A 17,320-nucleotide genomic window follows, 5' to 3' on the forward strand; every position below is an offset into this window, starting at 1 on the left:
CGCTCCGCGTTGCCGCCCTCCTCCGCCTTGCAGCTGCACGCACCAGACCCCGCTCGGCTCGGCCGGGAAGAGCCGTCGCTCGGAGCCGGCTAGATCCGAAAGAAAGGCCCTAGTTCCGGTAGCGGAACACGATCCGGCCGCGCGTCAGGTCGTACGGCGGGAGTTCCACCAGTACCCGGTCCTCCAGCATGATCTTGATGTAGTTCTTGCGGATCTTCCCGCTGATGTGGGCGAGCACCTGATGGCCGTTCTCGAGCTCCACGGTGAACATGGCGCTGCGCAGGCACTCGACGACCTTGCCCTCGACCTCGATGACGTTCTTGTGCTTCGTCATCGCACCAGCTCCAGGTTGCTGCCGACCGGCCGGGCGCCGATGCCCTCGAACAGTGCCAAGGCCGCTTGGTTGGACTCCTGGACCTCGGCCCAGGCGGCGTCGGACCCGGCGCGGTGCAGCGTGCCCAGCGCATGGGCCAGCAGCGCCCGCGCGATGCCGCGGCGCCGCTCCCCGGCCCGGACCGCGAGCAGCCCGATGCGCGGCCGTTTCACCCTCACCACCCTGATCAGACCCAGGTAGTGGTCCGGCGTCGCGGCCACCGCGTAGATCGACGGATCGACGATGGTGTCGCCCGCGGGGAGCGGAATCACCTCCGCCGGCATCGACTGCCATCCGACGCTCGCCTCGACCTCGTCACGGATCGCGCGATCCACCGCCCGCAGCAGACCCTCCTCCGCCCGACCGGCGGGCACGATGGTCACGCCCGAAGGCGGCAGGACCGTTTCCAGCCCGGTGACCCGTGGGTTGGTCGGCACGACGTACTCCCACTCGCGGCGCCGGACCGTGAAACCCGCCCGCCGCCAGCGGGCCGTCAGCTCGACGTCGGCCTCGTCCACCATCGTGTACAGCGGTGCCGGAAGTTCCGTCAGCAGCGCCTCGGCGAGCCGGTCGAAGGCGGCGTCGTGCCAGGCGTCGACGCTGACGAACAGGCGCCCGTCGGGCCGTTCCGCCGCATATCCGCGACCGACCACCAGGTCGTCGTCCAGTGCGTGCCATTGCCGGTCCGCGACGCGCGTGATCACCACGGCGTTCTCGCTCCGGCCGGATGTGAAGGGCTTTGTGTTCATCGGAGTCTCCTCTCAGGAGTGCCTCGATCTCAGGCGCTCCTGGCGACACCGATGGTCAGCCGTCGGACCGTGACGGAGAGAGGGAGCACCCACGGGTGACTGTGTTCACGGGGCTCACCTCCCTACGACGATTGACGGTCCACCGCGAACATAGCAGCGCCTCACGGGGCCGCTCAAACGCTTTTCCCTTCGCACGAGATGAACGGCCCGTCGTCCAGGCGGAGTTCCCGACTCACCCCTCCTGGACGCTCCGCCGCCACCGGCTCGGCGACATCCCGTACGCCTGGCGGAAGACGGTGCTGAAATGGGCCGCGCTCGGGAAGCCCCAGCGGGCCGCCACCGCGGCGATCGGCAGTCCGGCCGTGTCGGGGTGGGCGAGTTCCGCCCTGCATGCGGCGAGGCGCCGCGCCCGTACCCAGCCGCCGAACGTCGTGCCCTCGGCGTGGAACAGCTTGTGCAGATAGCGCGGCGAGATGCGGTGCTCCGCGGCCAGCGACCGCGGCGAGAGCTCCGGCTCCCCGAGACGGGACTCCGCACAGGCCTTGATCCGGTCGAGCACGCCGGCGGAACCCGCCTCGGATCCATGCCGGGCCGTCACCTCGACGCGGTGCGCCGCCAGCGTCGCCAGCACACCCGTCATCGAACGGGCCAGCCGCTCGCGCGCCTGCGCGGACGTCGTCCCGATGTCCGCCGCCAGGCCCAGCAGCAGCGGCAGGAGCAGTCCGGCCGGCCCGTCTGCGTCGTCGGCCAACGGCGACGCCGTGACGCACCGCACCTCCGGGTCGTCCAGACGCAGCAGGGGCCGGGGCACCATGAGCACGAGGGCCCGCTGGGGCTCGGGCAGGGTCAGAGTGAACGGGCGGCTCGCGTCGTGGAAGGCGAGCACGCCCGGCGTCAGCCGCACCGAGCGGCCGTCCTGGACCAGCACGGCCGACCCCTCCCGCTGCACCCGCGCGAGGAGATAGCCGCGTCCGTCCGCCGTCGTCCCCGCCGTGGTGCGGGTGATCCGCACCGGACCGGACTCCTCGGCCGTGACCTGGAGCGTGCCCGTCCGGTACGCGGTGAGGGTCGCGCCCCACGTCCGAGGATCCTGCCGCACGAGGGCGTCCACCTCCACATACGCCCGGGAGAGCGCCCGCCGCCAGTACGCCGCCCGCTCCTGCGGCGGCACCGACGCCGTGGACAGGGACAGCCGTGGCTCGACAGCGGCCAGGGAAGCACGTTCCCGCATATCAGTTGACCCCCTGCCGCGGGCGCTCGTCGCGCAGCCAGGTGCTGGGCGAGACCCCGTACGCACGTCGGAAGGCCCGCCCGAAGTGCGAGGAGCCGGCGAATCCCCAGCGCCGGGCGACACCGGCCACGCCCCCGCCCGGCGCGGTCGCCGCCAGCTCCCGGCGGCACTCCTCCAGACGCAGCTCACGGATCCAGCGGCCGACGGTGGTGCCCTCGCCCTCGAACAGCCGGTGCAGATACCGCACCGAGATGCCGTGGGCCCGGGCGATCACCTCGGGCGTGAGCTCGGGGTCGGCCAGATGCCAGCGTACGAAGCGCCGCACGCGCAGCAGGAGAACCCGATCGGCGCCGGGGAGTTCGGCCAGCTCGGCGCCCGCCTGATGGGCCGCCGCGGCGGCGAGCAGATCCACGGCGCTGTCGGCGAGCCGCTCGGCGAGGGCTCGGTCGTACGACTCGGAGGTGTCGGCCAACCGCGTCATGAAGGGAGCGAGCACGGTGCCCACGCCGTCCGTGCGGCGCAGCGGACACGCCGTGATCCGCCCGAGATCGCCCTCCGACACGCCGAGCCGGTCCCGCCGCACGGCGAAGATGTCCAGCCGGAAGCGCCGCGGGAAATGCGTACGGAACGGGCGGACCGTCTCGAAGAAGACGACGTCGCCGGGCCGCATCTCGGTGGTCCTGCCGTCCTGTTCGACATGGGCGCGACCACTGGAGAGGACCGCGGCGAACACCTCCCGGCCGTCGCCGCGGGCGATGCATCTCGGCGCCCGGTGGACCGTGCCCGGCTCGCACTCGACCGTGGCGATCCGCAGCTCGCCCAGGTGGTCGGTGCGCATCATGGCGTCGTACGTGCCGCCCGGCGTGGCGATCTCCATGCCCACCAGTTCGGCGAGTACGGCGTCGTGCCAGTACGCCAGGCTCTCGCCGGCGGGAACGGTCCTGGTGGACAGCACCCGGCCCCGCCCGCGGCCGGACGCGGGAACCTCATCGACATCGCTCGACATGACGCCAGCCTGCCGCCGCACCGGACCGGCACGCATCAGTCGGCCGACTGGTCCGACCGGCCGCGGTGACCGCCCGGTTGTCGCGGGATCATGTCGTCGCCGACGGTGGGTTCGGCGTGGCCGGATCCGTCGTGGACGGTCCGGCGCGCACGACGGCCTGGTCTCCTCGGGGGCCGAACAGGTGCAGGATCTCTACGGCGTTGGTGTCCGCGGGGCCGAACCAGTGGGGTTCGGTGGTGTCGAACTCGGCCACTTCGCCGGGGTTCAGCGTGAAGTCCCGCTCCCCGAGGACGAGACGGAGCCGGCCGGCGAGAACGTAGAGCCATTCGTAGCCCTCGTGGGTGACCAGTTCCGGATCGCGGGGTGCCAGCACCTGCTTGAAGACCTGCACGCGGCCCGGGTACTGCGTCAGCGGTACGAGGACGCTGCCGCGCTGCTTGTGCAGGGGGCGCAGGTGCACCCGAGGGTCACCGCTGGCCGGCGCCGCCACGAGTTGGTCGAGGGCGACGCGGTGTGCCCGGGCGAGGGGGATGAGCAGGTCGAGCGTCGGGCGCCGCTTGCCCGACTCCACCCGGGACAGGGTGCTGACCGAGATGCCGGTCGTGGCGGCGAGTGCCTCCAGCGTGAGTCCCCGTTCCCGACGCAGCCTGCGCAGCCGGCCCCCGATGCCGTCGAGGATCTGCTCCAACTCGGGGTCGCTCGATCCGGCGTTCATGATCCCATTGTGCCGTGTCGGAAACCGGAGCGACGGGACATGTTCATGCCCGTGCGTGGGGACTACCCCCAGCGGGCGGACGTACCGCCGTCTGGTGAGCCGTGGCACCGGCTCTTCCGCTAGGCCAGGAAACGACGCAGGAACGTGGCGCCCAGGCGGAGTGCCGCCCGCGTCGGTGCGCTGGTGCGCAGGGCGTGCAGGGTGACGAAGTCGTGCACGGTGCCCCGGAACCGGACGGCGGTCGCCTCGACGCCGGCCCCGCGCAGCCGCCGCGCGTACTCCTCGGCCTCGTCCCGCGCCACGTCGGCCTCCGCCGTGACCAGCAGCGCGGGCGGCAGCCCCGCCAGCACGGCCCGGCTCGCGCGCAGGGGAGCGACGGTGGGATGGTCGCGTACGGCGGGATCGGGGGCGTACAGCTTCCAGTAGGCACGCAGGGCCTCCCGCGTCAGCAGGTACCCGTGGGCGAAGCGCCGCTGGGAGTCGCTGTCGCAGCGCGGGTCCAGCAGCGGGTAGTACAGCAGTTGGGCGCGGACGCGCGGGCCCCCGAGCTCCTTGGTCGGCATGGTCAGCGCCGTGGCCAGGGTGGCCCCGGCACAGTCGCCCGCGACCGCCACGCGGGCTCCGTCCAGGCCGAGCTCGGCGGACCGGCCGACCGTCCAGTCCAGCAGGGCGCGGCATTCCTCCAGCGCCACGGGATGGCGTGCTTCCGGCGTACGGCTGTACTCCGGTACGACCGCCGCCGCGCCCGAACCCCGTACGAGTTCGCCGACCAGCCGCGCATGGGTGTGGGCGTCGCCCAGCATCCAGCGGCCCCCGTGCACGTAGAACACGAACGGCAACGGCCCCGCGGCGCCCCGCGGCCGCAGCAGCCAGAAGCCCACCAGACCGGTGGGCCCGACCGGCGCCGTGTGGAACGCGGCGTCCACGTCGATGTCCTCGATCCGGTGGACCTGCGACTCCCGCAGGGCGATCCGGCCGTCGTCGGGGCCGAGTTCGTGCAGATGGGGCGGCATCGCCGACGCGTCCACGAGCCGCTGCACCACGGGGTCGAGCACCACGGGCGACGGCGTGCCGCCCGACGGCCCGTCCGGGTCCGGTCGCATGCGGTCCGCCTCTCGCTCACGCCCTGCCTGGTTCCGTCTCCACGCGCCGTCACGCGTCGCGCAGCAGGTCCTTGAGCTGATGGCGGCTGCTGATACCCAGCTTCGGATAGACGTTGTACAGATGCGAGCCCACGGTACGCGGCGAGAGGAACAGCCGCTGACCGATCTCTCGATTCGACAGACCCGACGCGGCGAGACGAGCGATCTGCCGCTGCTGCGCGGTCAGTTCGGCCAGTCGGCCGGCCGCCGCCGACACCGGGGCCCGCGCCGCGCCGGCCGCCCGCAGCTCGCCGCGGGCCGCTTCCGCGAGCTGCCGGGCGTCGAACCGGGCCGCTGTCTCCAGCACCGCGGCCAGCTGGGCCCGCGCGTCGAGAGGTCTTCTGCGCCGGCGCAGCCAGATCGCGTAGTGCAGGCGGGCCCGGGCGCGTTCCAGCGGCCAGGTCTCACCGGCGGGGTCGACCAGCGCGAGCCGGAAATAACGCTCGGGGTCCGAGCGCTCGTCGACGAGGGCCGCCGCGTGATGCGTCAGGAGGTTCATCCGGGGCGTCGGACGCTCGCCCAGACGCTCCCGCACCGCGTCGAGGACCCGCGCCGCCTCCGCCCGCCTGCCGACCCGCTGCGCGGCGGCGGCGAGGTCGGCCACGGAGCGCGGCGAGAGGAACGGATCGAGCGGCGAGCCGTCCGCTCCGAACAGATCCCGCAGATGACGGTACGCGCGGTCCGCGTCGCCCAGGGCCAGCGCCGCGAGACCGCAGGCGCGCAGCATCCGGGCCCGCGTGGACCGGTTCTCGTCCAGGCCGACCGAGCGCCAGTACGGCCCGGTGAACGGGATCTCCGGCACCCTGTCGCCGCGCAGCGCGCCCAGGGTCACCTCCAGGGACTCCAGGTCCATGTCGAGGCGCGGCAGCCGGTGCACTAGCGCGTCGCGGCGCCCCTCCTCGATCAGCGCCTCCGCCAGCGGCCACCGGCCGATCGCGATCAGAGCGTCCACCCGGGCCGGCAGCGTCCACCCACGGTGCCCGCGCCCACCGCGTGCCGCGTCCGCCCGCCGGTACAGCTCGGCGCAGAGCTCCGACTCGTCGGTGCGGTACGCCACGGAGGCGGCGGCGAGCAGCCGGACCGGCGCAGCCACGCCGCCCGGAACGTCCAGGGCCTCGGCGAGCGCGGCGGGGTCCATCCCACCGGACGGCGCGTCCAGGCCGGTCGTCACGAAGGCATCCAGGGACACCAGGTCTCCGGCCTCCGCCAGCCCGGGGAAGCCGAGATGCCGGCCTACGGGGGGCCTGCTCGACCGTGCACGGTCCCCGGTCTCTTCGGCGCACACCTCCGAGGGCGCGTCCGTCCCGACCGTCACCGTCCTCACCGCAGGGGCGAGCAGCGACGGCAACTCCCGCCGGTGCTCCGCGAGTCCGGACTGGCGGGCGATCGCCGTCGCGGTCGCCGCGAGCGCGAAGGACACGGCGGCCGTGCGCGGGGCCGAGCGGCGCCGGACGTCGAGGAGCAGGCCGAATGCCTCCCGCTGGAAGGAGAGCAGCGACAACGCGCCCGCCATGACGCAGGCGGCAGCACAGTCCAGCTCTGGGTCTCGGTTCACCTGGCGGAACCGCGCGTACAGCTCACGGACCCACTGCGGGTCGCCCAAGTCGCCCGCGGCCTCCAGGGCCCGGGCCAGACGCCGCGCCCGGTCGTCGTCGCCGGTGCTCAGCCGCGCGGCGTCCTCCCACGCCCGAGCCGCGACGAAGAGCTCACCGGCCTCACCGGCCAGGGCGGCGGCCTCCTCCAGAGCCTTGGCCACCCGCTCGTCGGGACCGATCGCCGCCGAGGCCAGGTGCAGGGCCCGCCGGACCCGGTCCTGACCCGTCACGTCCGCCAGGTCGCGGTGCGCCTGCTGCCGCGACCGGACGGGGTGCCGGAGGTACACCGAGGCGCGGATCAGCGGATGGCCGAAAGCGATACGGCCGCCGCTGACGCCGATCAGCCCCGCCTCCTCTGCGGGTGTCCACACCGAGAGGTCGTCGGTCCCCAGAGCAGCCATCACCCCACGGAGCCCGTCCTCGGGCAACGCGGCCGCGGCGTACAGCAGCGCCCGCCGCGCCACCCCGGGCAGCGCGTCCACAGGCGCGGCGAACATCTCCCGGATCCGCCAGGCCCGGTCGCCCGGCTCGCCCGCCAAGGGCACCGGTCCGGTAGGGCCGGGAGCCGCCGCCCGCCCGAACTCCAGCACGGCCAGCGGATTGCCCTCGGCGCGCCGCAGCACGGCGAGCCGCGCCCCGCCCGTGGGAGCCCCCGGCTGTGCGTCGAGCAGCCGAGCCGCGGCGGCGGGGGAGAGCGGGTCGAGCGACAGCACCGGAAGGTCCGCGGGCATCGCGGCGGGCAGCGCGCCGCCCCGTACGGCGAACAGCAGGGTCACGTTCGGGTCGTCGAGCCGTCGCCCCGCCGCGCACAGTACGTCCAGAGACGCCGGGTCGCAGTCCTGGGCGTCGTCCACGGTCAGCAGAACCGGCCCGGACCGGGCGAGCCCGCCCAGCAGTTCCCCTACGAGGGCACAGCGTGCGTCCCGCTCCCGGGCACCGGTGTCGGGCTCACCAAACGGCGGTACGCGGTCGGCCCGCACGGGTCGGAGCAGGCGGTGCAGTGACGCGTACGCCTGACGCTCTTCGCCGCCCCAGCCGCTGACCGAGAGCACCCTGGTGCCCCGGCCCGCCGCCGACTCCTCGGCGAAGCGCAGGAGCCGGGACTTTCCGATGCCGGTCGCCCCGAGCAGCACCAGCGCCCGCGGTCCGCTCTCGCCATCGAGGACCCGCAGAATGCGTTCGGCCTCGGTCTCCCTGCCGATCGGCACGGCCGCACCCCGGCCCGACGAGACGGCCGTGTCCTCGCCCGTCGGTGGGGCCGCGCCCGCCGCTTCGTCCCACGTCATCGCACTCCGACTCCCCGCGAGAGGCGGAACTCTCCCGCCTCCCGGCGCATGCTTCCAAGTCGGTCGGCGGGCGCGCTTCTGTCATGTGACCAGTCATGCCGCGCACGCGCCTGGCATCATGACGGCGAAGCTGTGAACTGGCGTTTCGTCGTTTCCGATCCGCTGGGCGGGCCGGGCTCGGGCGCCGGACGGACAAGGGAGAACATGGACCTCGGCCGAGCAGGGGCACCCACGCGCCATATCCGGGGCAGGGACCGCGAACTCGATTCGATCAGGCGGCTGATCGCCGCCGCGGCGGACGCGGAGGGCACCGGCCCCGAGGTCACGGGCGAGCCCGACGGCACTTGTCCGAAGGTCCTCGTGCTGACCGGGGAACCCGGCGCGGGCAAGAGCACGCTCGTGGACCGGGCGGTCGGCGAGGCATCGGCGCGTGGACTGCACGTACTGCGGGTGCGGGGCAGCGAGGGAGAGCGGGAACTCGGCTTCGCCGGGGTCCACCAGCTCCTGCTGCCGGTCCTCGACGGCGTGGAGCGGCTGCCCGTACGGCAACGGGAGGCCCTGGGCTGCCTGTTCGGTGCGGGCGAGGACGGCACCGCCGCTCCTGCCCCGGACCCGGACCCGGACCCCTTGATGATCCGCGTCGGTGTGCTCACCCTTCTCTCCGACGCGGCCACCGAACGCCCCCTGCTCATCGCCGTCGACGACGCCCAGTGGCTCGACGTGGGCTCGCTCGACGTCCTCGCCTTCGTCGCCCGGCGGCTCGAAGGCGAACGTGTCGCCCTGCTGCTCGCGGCACGGGACGACGCGGTGCCGGCCCGCTTCGACCACGACTTCCACCATCTGACCGTCGCCCCGCTGGACCGGGTGGCGGCCGGACTCCTCCTCGACGCCCAACCGCACCCGCCCCAGGGCAGGACCCGCGCCCTGATCCTCGAACAGGCGGCCGGAAACCCTCTCGCCCTCATCGAACTCGCCCGGGCCGCGGCCCGCACCCCGGCGTCCGACGGGGCGGGACCGGTCGACGCGCTCCCGCTCACCGCCCGCCTGGAGCGCCTGTTCGCCGCCGACCTGTCCGCCCTGCCCGAAGCCACCCGCCGCGCGCTGCTCATGGTGGCGGCCGCCTGCACCGAACGCCTCTCCGACGTGCGGCGCGCCGCCCCGGCGGTCGACGATCCAGGAGTGTGGGAGCCGGCCGAACGAGCCGGGCTCGTACGGGTCGAGCACGGCCATGTCCACCTGCGCCACCCCCTCGTCCGCTCCGCGATCTACCGTGCCGCCTCCTACACCGAACGCCGTGCGGCCCATCTGGCGCTCGCCGCCGCCCTCGTACACGAACCCGACCGGCGCGCCTGGCACCTGGCGGCGGCCGCGCCCGGCCCCGACGAGGAGGTCGCCGAGGCCCTCGCCGAGAGCGCGGAACGCTCCCGGCGCCGCGGCGGATACGCGGCCGCCGCCACGGCCCTGGAACGCGCCGCCGACCTGACCCCGGACACCGAACGCCGCGCCGGCCGGCTGCTCGCCGCCGCCGAGTCCGCGATGTACGCGGGGCACCCGCAGTGGGTCGGTGAGATCGCCGCGCGCGTGACCACCCTGACGGACGACCCGAGGATGCTCGCCGAGGCGTCCCTGCGGGGCGGCTGGTCGCTGGCCGTCACCCTGCGGCACGACGACGCCCTCGGGTTCCTGCTGCCCGTCGCCGCGTCCATGGCCACTGCGGCACCCGCCCTGGCGATGGACGCCCTGAGCACCGCGGCCACCCCGGCCTACAACTCCGGCGCTGCCTCCCACCGCGCCGAACTCCGCCGTATCAGCGGCCTGATACCGCCGCAGCCGGACCGGACCGGGGGACTGTGGACCCGGCTCGTCGCGGATCCGTTCGCGGACCGGGAGGCGTCGGTGAAGCAGCTGACGCGGCTGGTCGACGCGCTCGCCGACGCCACCCTCTCCGAGTTCGTGGTGCTCGGGGCGGGCGCGTGGATCCTGGACGAGACCGACCTCGCCGTACGGCTCCTCGGCCAGGCCGTGGACCACCATCGTCGCGCCGCCACGGCCGGTACCAACTGCACCGTGCTCCAGGCCCTCGCGCTCGCCCTGTTCGAGAGCGGGGCCTGGACGGCGGCCGGTGCCGCGGCCGAGGAGGCGTTCCGCGTGGCGTCCGAGGCCGGCGCGGACAACGTCGTCGTCGGCGCGCCGATCCTGCACGCCACGCTGCGCGCCGCCCGCGGCGACCACGAGGGCGCCCGTGCCCAGGCCGCCGCGGCCGTCCAGGGCCGCGACCTGCGCGCCTCCCGCAGCCTCTTCGTCCGACACTGCCACGCGCTCGCCCTCGCCGCGTCGGCGCAGGCGGACCACGCCACGGCCTACGAGCATCTGCGCCGCGCCTTCACCCGGGACGTCCGCGCCGCCCCCGTGCACCACCACGCCTCGCTCTACCACCTCGCCGACCTGGCCGCGGCCGCCGTCCGGGCGGGGCGGACCGACGACGCCCGGGCGGTGCTCCAGGCCGCCGTGACGACCCTGGACACACCCCGTTCGGCACGGCTCGACGCCATCGTCCACCGTGCCCGCGCCCTGCTGAGCGATCCCGACGCGGCCGAGCCGCATTTCCGCGCCTCGGTCGCCGACCCGGCGGGCGCCCGGTGGCCCTTCGAACACGCCCTGGCCCAGCTGGACTTCGGCGAGTGGCTGCGCCGCCGTCGCAGGGCCGCCGAGGCCCGCCCCCTGCTCGTCGCCGCCCTGGACACCTTCGAACGGCTCGACGCGCGCCCGTGGATCGAGCGCACCACGGCCGAACTACGGGCGGTCGGCGTGACGACGGCGGACGCGGCCGCACCGGAAGCCGTCGCCGACCTGACGCCGCAGGAGCTGCAGATCGCCCAGCTGGCGGCGGGCGGCCTGACCAACCGCGACATCGGCGCCCGGCTCTACCTGTCCCCGCGCACCATCGGCTTCCACCTGCACAAGATCTTCCCGAAACTCGGCATCACCGGCCGCGCCCAGCTGCGCGACGTGCTCGGCCCCGTGCCCCGACCGGACTGAGGGCCGGCCCCGCCCGGTCGTGGAGGTCGGGCGTCCCGGACGCGTCGCGGGCGCCGGACACTTCCGGACCACGACCGGTGCGCTGCCGGACAAGCGGCACCGGCCCTTCGCACCTAGCGTGGTGCCATCCGTACCACCGCGAACGAAGGAACGCACCCATGCCGTACATCACCGTGGGCCAGGAGAACTCCACCAGCATCGACCTCTACTACGAGGACCACGGCACCGGGCAGCCGGTCGTCCTCATCCACGGTTTCCCCCTCGACGGGCACTCGTGGGAACTCCAGAGCGCCGCGCTGCTCGACGCCGGCTACCGGGTCATCACCTACGACCGCCGCGGCTTCGGCCAGTCCTCCCAGCCCACCACCGGCTACGACTACGACACCTTCGCCGCCGACCTGAACTCCGTCATGGAAACGCTCGACCTGACCGACGCCGTCCTGGTCGGCTTCTCGATGGGCACCGGCGAGGTCGCCCGTTACGTCGCCAGGTACGGCTCCGCCCGGGTCTCCAAGGTGGCCTTCCTGGCCTCGCTCGAGCCGTGCCTGCTCAAGAGCGACGACAACCCCAACGGCGTCGCGCCGAAGGAGTTCTTCGACGGCATCGTCGCGGCGGTGAAGGCGGACCGCTACGCCTACTACACGGCGTTCTTCAAGGACTTCTACAACCTCGACGAGAACCTGGGCGGCCGCATCAGCGAGGAGGCGGTCCGCAACAGCTGGAACACCGCCGCCGGAGGCGGCGCCTTCGCGGCGTCGGCGGCGCCGTCCACCTGGTACACGGACTTCCGTGCCGACATCCCCGCGATCGACGTGCCCGCCCTCATCCTGCACGGCACCGGCGACCGCATCCTCCCCATCGAGGGCACCGGGCGCCCCTTCCACAAGGCGCTCTCCGCCGCCGACTACGTCGAGATCGAGGGCGCCCCGCACGGACTGCTCTGGACCCACGCCCAGGAGGTCAACTCCGCGCTCCTCGCCTTCCTGGCGAAGTGACGCCGGCCCGTCCCACGGCGGACCGCTGAAGGCTCCGGCAGAGGCTCGGGGCCGCTGCCCAACCGCGCGCACACGCAGCGCCCCCGGCAGCGGCCCCCGGGAAATGAGTACTACTCATTTGGGAAGGCTGTTTCGTTGTGCAGGTTGAGTGGGATGCGGTCGGGGGGCGATCGTCACAGGCCTGCTACCTGCATTGATTGGCTGTCGTAGGCGGAGCGCACAGCGTCGCGCCTGCCATGTCCGTGTGTCATCCATGTTGCTCCAGTTGAAAATAAGTCTGCCTATTGTCTTGACGGGTGTGCCCTCTCGCATTGATAAATGCAACTCACAGGAAGCCAGGGCTTGGAGGAGGGACACCACAGATGAGACCCCTACGCATCGGCGCGGGGACGGTCAAAGCGCTCGCAGCGGCGGCTGTCGTCTTCGCGGCCGTGCTGCCCGCTCAACCCGCCTACGCGGCCACGACGAACTTCTACGTCGACCCTGTCAATGGCAGTGACAGCAACTCGGGCACCAGCACCGCCGCAGCGTTCAAGACCATCCAGGCCGCCCAGGCCGCGGTCCGAGCGGTGAATGCGAACATGTCCGACGACATCGTCGTGAACCTGCGTGGAGGCACTTACCCCCTCACCGCACCGATCACCTTCGGCACCAGTGACTCGGGCACGAACGGCCACACGGTCGTCTACCAGGCGTACAACGGCGAGACGCCCGTGATCAGCGGCGGCAAGGCGATCACCGGCTGGACCGCGGCCGCGAACGGCGAGTACAAGGCGTCCGTGGGCAGCCTCGACTTCCGGCAGTTGTACGTCAACGGGGTCCGCGCCAACCGGGCCCGCTTCCCCGACGTCGGCTCGGACTTCCAGTTGCAGGGCAGCGACAAGACCAACAAGCTGCTCAAGGTGCTCAGTTCGCAGGTCTCCAACTGGAACCACCTGAGCCAGGTCGAGTTGATGCTGGAAACCCAGTGGGGCGAGAGCTACCTGCGGCTGAAGTCGATCAGCTCCGCCAACGGCATCGCCGACGTGTCGATCCAGGACCACGAGGCGGGCATCCTGTTCCCGCGCCCCTTCCCGGTCCTCTCCAGCGGCTCTCCCCTGCATTTCGAGAACGCCCACGAATTCCTCAACGAACCGGGCGAGTTCTACGTCGACACGGCCGCGCAGACCGTCTACTACAAGCCCCGCCCCGGCGAGGACATGTCCACGGCCACGGTGCAGGCGCCGACGCTCAAGACGCTCTTCGACATCAAGGGCACGAACCTCGACAGTCCCGCCCACGACCTGCGCTTCTCCGGCATCACCTTCGCCCAGACCACCTGGATGGAGGCGACGAACAATGGCTACCTCAACGGCCAGGGCGGCAACTACAACCTCTCCGCCGACACCTCCAACAACCAGTACGTAGGCAGGCCGCCGGCCGGAGTCCAGGTCGCCGACGCCGACCGCGTCTCCTTCACCGGCAACACCTTCACCCAGATGGGTGCCACCGCCCTCGACCTGCACCACGGCGTGCACGGCAGCACCGTGACCGGCAACCTCGTCCACGACATCGCCGGCAACGGAATCATGGTCGGCAAGTTCTCCGACCCGACCGTCGAGTACCACACCGTCTACGACCCGCCCACCTCACCGGCCGGTGAGGACGCCCGGGAGGTGGTCAAGAACGTCACCGTGAAGAACAACCTGATCACCCGGATCGGCGAGGACTACCTGGGCACCGCCGGCATCGACGCGGGCTTCGTCAACAGCACCACCATCGACCACAACGACATCTCCGACGCCCCATGGGCCGCCATCTCGCTGGGCTGGGGCTGGCAGTCGGCGGCCAACGCCGAAGGCAACAACAGCGTCAGCTACAACCGGATCGGCAACGTGATGAACCGGCTGTGCGACTCCGCCGGTATCTATCACCTCTCCAACGACCCGGGCACGGTCTTCAACGGCAACTACATCCACGACGTGCTGCGTACGCCGGCCGCCTGCGGATCGGCGGTGGCCGGCCTCTACACGGACGAGGGGTCGGACAACATGACCCTGTCGAACAACGTGCTGTCGCGCACGGACGGATTCATCAACCAGAACCGCAACGGCACCCACGTCACGCTCACCAACAACACGACCTCCGGCGACTCGGTGATCAAGGCCTCCGGTCTCGAGCCCGCCTACCAGGGGCTGGCCGCGAAGCTCAACCTCGCCTACAACAAGCCGGCGTCCTCGTCCTCGGTGTACGGCTCGGGCTGGACGGCGGCGAACGCCGACGACAACAACGGCTCGACCGGCTGGTCGCCGACCGGCAGCGACACCTCGGCCTGGTGGCAGGTCGACCTCGGGCAGGCCTACCAGCTCGGACAGTTCTCCCTGACCACCCGGCAGGACCTGGACCAGTCCGAGACCCGCGGCCACTTCGAGATCCGGGCCTCCAACGACCCGTCCTTCGGCACCTACACCGTCATAGGACGCCAGACGGACAACCTGCCGCTCGCCTCGACACTCACCGGCGACATCGACGTCCGCCAGAAGTTCCGCTACGTGCGGGTCGCCAAGACCGACGGCGCGTACTTCTTCATCGCGGACTTCAGCGTGCAGCAGGCCGGCGGCGCGTTGGAGGACGCGACCGCTACGCCGAACACCAACCCGTCGACGTACTACACGATCAAGAACGTCAACAGCGGACTGCTGATGGACGTCTCCGGCGGGTCCACCGCCGACGGCGGGAGCGTCATCCAGTGGCCGAGCACCGGTGGAGCCAACCAGCAGTGGAGCATCGTCCCGGTCAGCGGTCAGCTCTTCAGGATCGTGAACCGCAACAGCGGCAAGGTCCTCGACTTCGGCTGGGCCAGCCACTGGAGGGAGACCGCGGTGCAGCAGTACGGCTACAACGGCGGCAGCAACCAGCTGTGGTACTTCGAGCCGGTCAGCGGTGGGTACGTCATCCGCAACTTCGAGAGCAGGCAGGTCCTGGAGGTCGGCGGCGGATCGACGGCCAACGGAGCCACCATCAGCCAGTACATGCCCCTGAACCAGTCCAACCAGACCTGGACGATTCAGTGACCGGGTGACCCGACGCCGGGCACAAGACAGCGGGGCCGGAAAGCCATGGCTTTCCGGCCCCGCCGCCTGTGCACTAGCCGGTGACGCGGGAGAAGGTCCACTGCTGGTTGGTGCTGCCCCTGTCGGAGTACTGGATCAGCGCGGCACCGTCGGCCGTACTGCCTCCGCTGACGTCAAGGACCTTGCCGCTGTTGCGGTTGACCACGACGAACACGCCACCGGTCACGGGACGCAGCAGCCACTGCTGGCTGGTCCGGCCGTCGGCGGGCATCTGCACGACCCGCGCGCCGTCCGCCGTCGAGGACCCCGCCACGTCGAGGACCTTGCCGCTGTTGACGCACATGATGGTGTGGTAGCCGTCGCCGGTGGACTGGAAGGCCCACTGCTGGTTCGGTACGCCCTTGTCGGTGTATTGGATCACGGAGGCGCCGTCCGTCTTGGAGCCGCCGGAGACGTCGGCGACCTTGCCGCTGCGCACACTGACGCACCTGTAGGCCCTGGTGGGCGCGACGGTGTACTGCACCGAGTCCACGTCGACGTAACCGGTGTTGTTGGGGTTGTAGGTGTAGAGGCCGACCCGGTCACCGCGGTAACCGCCCCAGGTGAGCTGGTAGGTGGCGCCGAACGAGGTGAACGTCGTTCCGTCGAGGCTGTAGGAGAACTGACTGACCCCGTTGACGTCCCAAGTGGTGCGTAGCCACAGGGCGTTCTGCGTGACCACCGGTCCGTCGGTCAGGGTTCCGCCGGCGTTGTGCGCGATCGTGGTGGTGGTCCCCGAGCGCCGGACTCCCAACCCGGCGTAGGTGGCGGCGTAGTGGCACAGTCCGGCGTGCTGGCCGTCGGCGAGGCCGGCCAGTTCGAGGCGGACGGTCACCGTCGCGCCGCCCGCGGTACGCAGTACTCGCTGGGTGAGGGTGTTGCCGACCTTGGTCAGATTGTCGGTCGCCAGCGGGGCGAACGCCTTCAGCCGCAGATAGCCAGGGCGCTCGGTGAGCGACCAATAGCCCGCGCGCGGCTGGTAGTACCACTCCCACTGAGGCTTGATGCGGGTGTCGGTGAACAGGTCGCTGGTCACCACGGGGGGCAGTGCGTCGACGGGCAGGCCGGGTGTGCCGCCGGCGGGCACCTTGCCCGTCCACACCATGGTGCCGATGCCGTCCGTGCCCACCTGGCCCAGGATGGGCCAGCCGTCGACCCAGGTCACCGGGAGCAGGGACAGCGGCCGCCCCTCCCAGGCGCCGTGGCCGTGGTGGGTCACGAAGTACCAGGCGCCGTCCGGGGTTTGCACGAGCCCGCCCTGGTTGGGTTCGCGGTCCACGGAGGCGTTGACGTGTTCCAGCTGCTTGGTCTCGAACGGGCCGTAGAGGCTGGAGCCGCGGTTCATCATCAGCACCCGGCCCTCGGACTTCACCTCGCTGTACAGGTGGTAGTAGAGGCCGTTGATCTTGTACAGCTTGTTGGCCTCGCTGCCCGACGACTGGTGGATGACCGTGGGCGAGCCGACCAGTGACTTGCCGTCCTCGGACAGCTTGAACAGGTTGATCTTGTAGCCGTCCGAGTAGTGCGAGGTGACCAGATAGCCCTGGCCGTCGTCGTCCCAGAACGGGCACGGGTCGTCCCAGCCGGAGGTCCGCCACACCGCCGTCAGCGGGTCCCACGGCCCTTCCGGCGACGCGGCCGACGTCATGAAGAAGCCTTCGTCGGGGGTGTTGAAGTACACCCAGTACCGACCCGCGTGGTAGCGGATGGCTCCGGCCCACACGCCACGGCCGTAGCGGTTCATCTTGTCCCAGTTGAGCAAGGGGCCGATCTGGGTCACATCACTGACCGCGCCGCCGAGCGTCTGCCAGTTGACCAGGTCCTTCGAGTGCAGGACGGCCACGCCGGGCGAGTACCCGAACGTGCTGGTGATGCCGTAGTAGTCGGTGCCGACCCGGATGCAGTCCCAGTCGCTGAAGTCGCCCGGGAGGACGGGGTTGACGTACGTGCCGTCGCCCTGGTCCCCCCACGTGCCGGCGGGAGGTGTGGCCGCCGCGGCCCTGCCGGCGGGCAGCAGACCCGGCAGCAGGAGGGCCCCGGTGCCGACTGCGGCGAGCCGGCCGAGCTGTCTTCTGGTGATGTCCACGATGTCCCTCC

11 protein-coding genes are annotated in these 17,320 nt (G+C 71.9%); 3 read left to right on the forward strand and 8 right to left on the reverse strand.

Going from position 1 to position 17,320, the window contains the following annotated elements:
• Positions 1-109: 109 nt before the first annotated feature.
• The 7 genes from infA to ACZ5NW_RS07315 form a co-directional block, all read right to left on the reverse strand.
• Positions 110-334: a translation initiation factor IF-1 gene (gene infA / locus ACZ5NW_RS07285; RefSeq protein ID WP_069759925.1), complete on the reverse strand. Its 225-nt coding sequence runs from the start codon at positions 332-334 to the stop codon at positions 110-112.
• Positions 331-1,122: a GNAT family N-acetyltransferase gene (locus ACZ5NW_RS07290; RefSeq protein ID WP_468742729.1), complete on the reverse strand. Its 792-nt coding sequence runs from the start codon at positions 1,120-1,122 to the stop codon at positions 331-333. The genes infA and ACZ5NW_RS07290 overlap by 4 nt, the downstream gene beginning before the upstream one ends.
• Before the next feature lie 232 nt (positions 1,123-1,354).
• The gene (locus ACZ5NW_RS07295) at positions 1,355-2,353 is read right to left on the reverse strand and encodes a helix-turn-helix domain-containing protein (RefSeq protein WP_468742730.1); all 999 of its coding nucleotides are present in this window, start codon (positions 2,351-2,353) and stop codon (positions 1,355-1,357) included.
• Between the two features lies 1 nt (position 2,354).
• The gene (locus tag ACZ5NW_RS07300; protein ID WP_468742731.1) at positions 2,355-3,359 is read right to left on the reverse strand and encodes a helix-turn-helix domain-containing protein; all 1,005 of its coding nucleotides are present in this window, start codon (positions 3,357-3,359) and stop codon (positions 2,355-2,357) included.
• Positions 3,360-3,447: 88 nt separating this feature from the next.
• Positions 3,448-4,074: a helix-turn-helix domain-containing protein gene (locus tag ACZ5NW_RS07305; RefSeq protein WP_468742732.1), complete on the reverse strand. Its 627-nt coding sequence runs from the start codon at positions 4,072-4,074 to the stop codon at positions 3,448-3,450.
• 119 nt (positions 4,075-4,193) lie between these two features.
• Positions 4,194-5,177 (reverse strand): alpha/beta hydrolase, encoded by a 984-nt coding sequence (locus ACZ5NW_RS07310; protein WP_468742733.1) that lies wholly within the window; start codon positions 5,175-5,177, stop codon positions 4,194-4,196.
• 49 nt (positions 5,178-5,226) lie between these two features.
• Positions 5,227-8,097 carry a helix-turn-helix transcriptional regulator gene (locus tag ACZ5NW_RS07315; RefSeq protein WP_468742734.1) on the reverse strand — a complete coding sequence of 957 codons (2,871 nt, stop codon included), beginning with the start codon at positions 8,095-8,097 and terminating at the stop codon, positions 5,227-5,229.
• 204 nt (positions 8,098-8,301) lie between these two features.
• Here ACZ5NW_RS07315 and ACZ5NW_RS07320 point away from each other — a divergent pair, with 204 nt between their 5' ends.
• From ACZ5NW_RS07320 to ACZ5NW_RS07330, 3 genes are all read left to right on the forward strand, one after another.
• Complete coding sequence (locus ACZ5NW_RS07320; protein ID WP_468742735.1) at positions 8,302-11,136, forward strand: ATP-binding protein; 2,835 nt, start codon at positions 8,302-8,304, stop codon at positions 11,134-11,136.
• A gap of 158 nt (positions 11,137-11,294) precedes the next feature.
• The gene (locus ACZ5NW_RS07325; RefSeq protein WP_468742736.1) at positions 11,295-12,131 is read left to right on the forward strand and encodes an alpha/beta fold hydrolase; all 837 of its coding nucleotides are present in this window, start codon (positions 11,295-11,297) and stop codon (positions 12,129-12,131) included.
• A gap of 362 nt (positions 12,132-12,493) precedes the next feature.
• Complete coding sequence (locus tag ACZ5NW_RS07330) at positions 12,494-15,184, forward strand: RICIN domain-containing protein (RefSeq protein WP_468742737.1); 2,691 nt, start codon at positions 12,494-12,496, stop codon at positions 15,182-15,184.
• 73 nt (positions 15,185-15,257) lie between these two features.
• Here ACZ5NW_RS07330 and ACZ5NW_RS07335 read toward each other — a convergent pair whose 3' ends face one another.
• Positions 15,258-17,309 (reverse strand): family 43 glycosylhydrolase, encoded by a 2,052-nt coding sequence (locus tag ACZ5NW_RS07335; protein WP_468742738.1) that lies wholly within the window; start codon positions 17,307-17,309, stop codon positions 15,258-15,260.
• Between the last annotated feature and the right edge of the window lie 11 nt (positions 17,310-17,320).

The organism is Streptomyces sp. NPDC032126 (assembly GCF_055580085.1).

What these genes read in the sequence shown, in the direction of transcription:
- ACZ5NW_RS07295 (WP_468742730.1), bottom strand. Translation starts at nt 2,353, where the DNA reads ATGCGGGAACGTGCTTCCCTGGCCGCTGTCGAGCCACGGCTGTCCCTG.
- ACZ5NW_RS07320 (WP_468742735.1), top strand. Translation starts at nt 8,302, where the DNA reads ATGGACCTCGGCCGAGCAGGGGCACCCACGCGCCATATCCGGGGCAGG.
- ACZ5NW_RS07315 (WP_468742734.1), bottom strand. Translation starts at nt 8,097, where the DNA reads ATGACGTGGGACGAAGCGGCGGGCGCGGCCCCACCGACGGGCGAGGAC.
- ACZ5NW_RS07305 (WP_468742732.1), bottom strand. Translation starts at nt 4,074, where the DNA reads ATGAACGCCGGATCGAGCGACCCCGAGTTGGAGCAGATCCTCGACGGC.
- ACZ5NW_RS07290 (WP_468742729.1), bottom strand. Translation starts at nt 1,122, where the DNA reads ATGAACACAAAGCCCTTCACATCCGGCCGGAGCGAGAACGCCGTGGTG.
- infA (WP_069759925.1), bottom strand. Translation starts at nt 334, where the DNA reads ATGACGAAGCACAAGAACGTCATCGAGGTCGAGGGCAAGGTCGTCGAG.
- ACZ5NW_RS07330 (WP_468742737.1), top strand. Translation starts at nt 12,494, where the DNA reads ATGAGACCCCTACGCATCGGCGCGGGGACGGTCAAAGCGCTCGCAGCG.
- ACZ5NW_RS07310 (WP_468742733.1), bottom strand. Translation starts at nt 5,177, where the DNA reads ATGCGACCGGACCCGGACGGGCCGTCGGGCGGCACGCCGTCGCCCGTG.
- ACZ5NW_RS07300 (WP_468742731.1), bottom strand. Translation starts at nt 3,359, where the DNA reads ATGTCGAGCGATGTCGATGAGGTTCCCGCGTCCGGCCGCGGGCGGGGC.
- ACZ5NW_RS07325 (WP_468742736.1), top strand. Translation starts at nt 11,295, where the DNA reads ATGCCGTACATCACCGTGGGCCAGGAGAACTCCACCAGCATCGACCTC.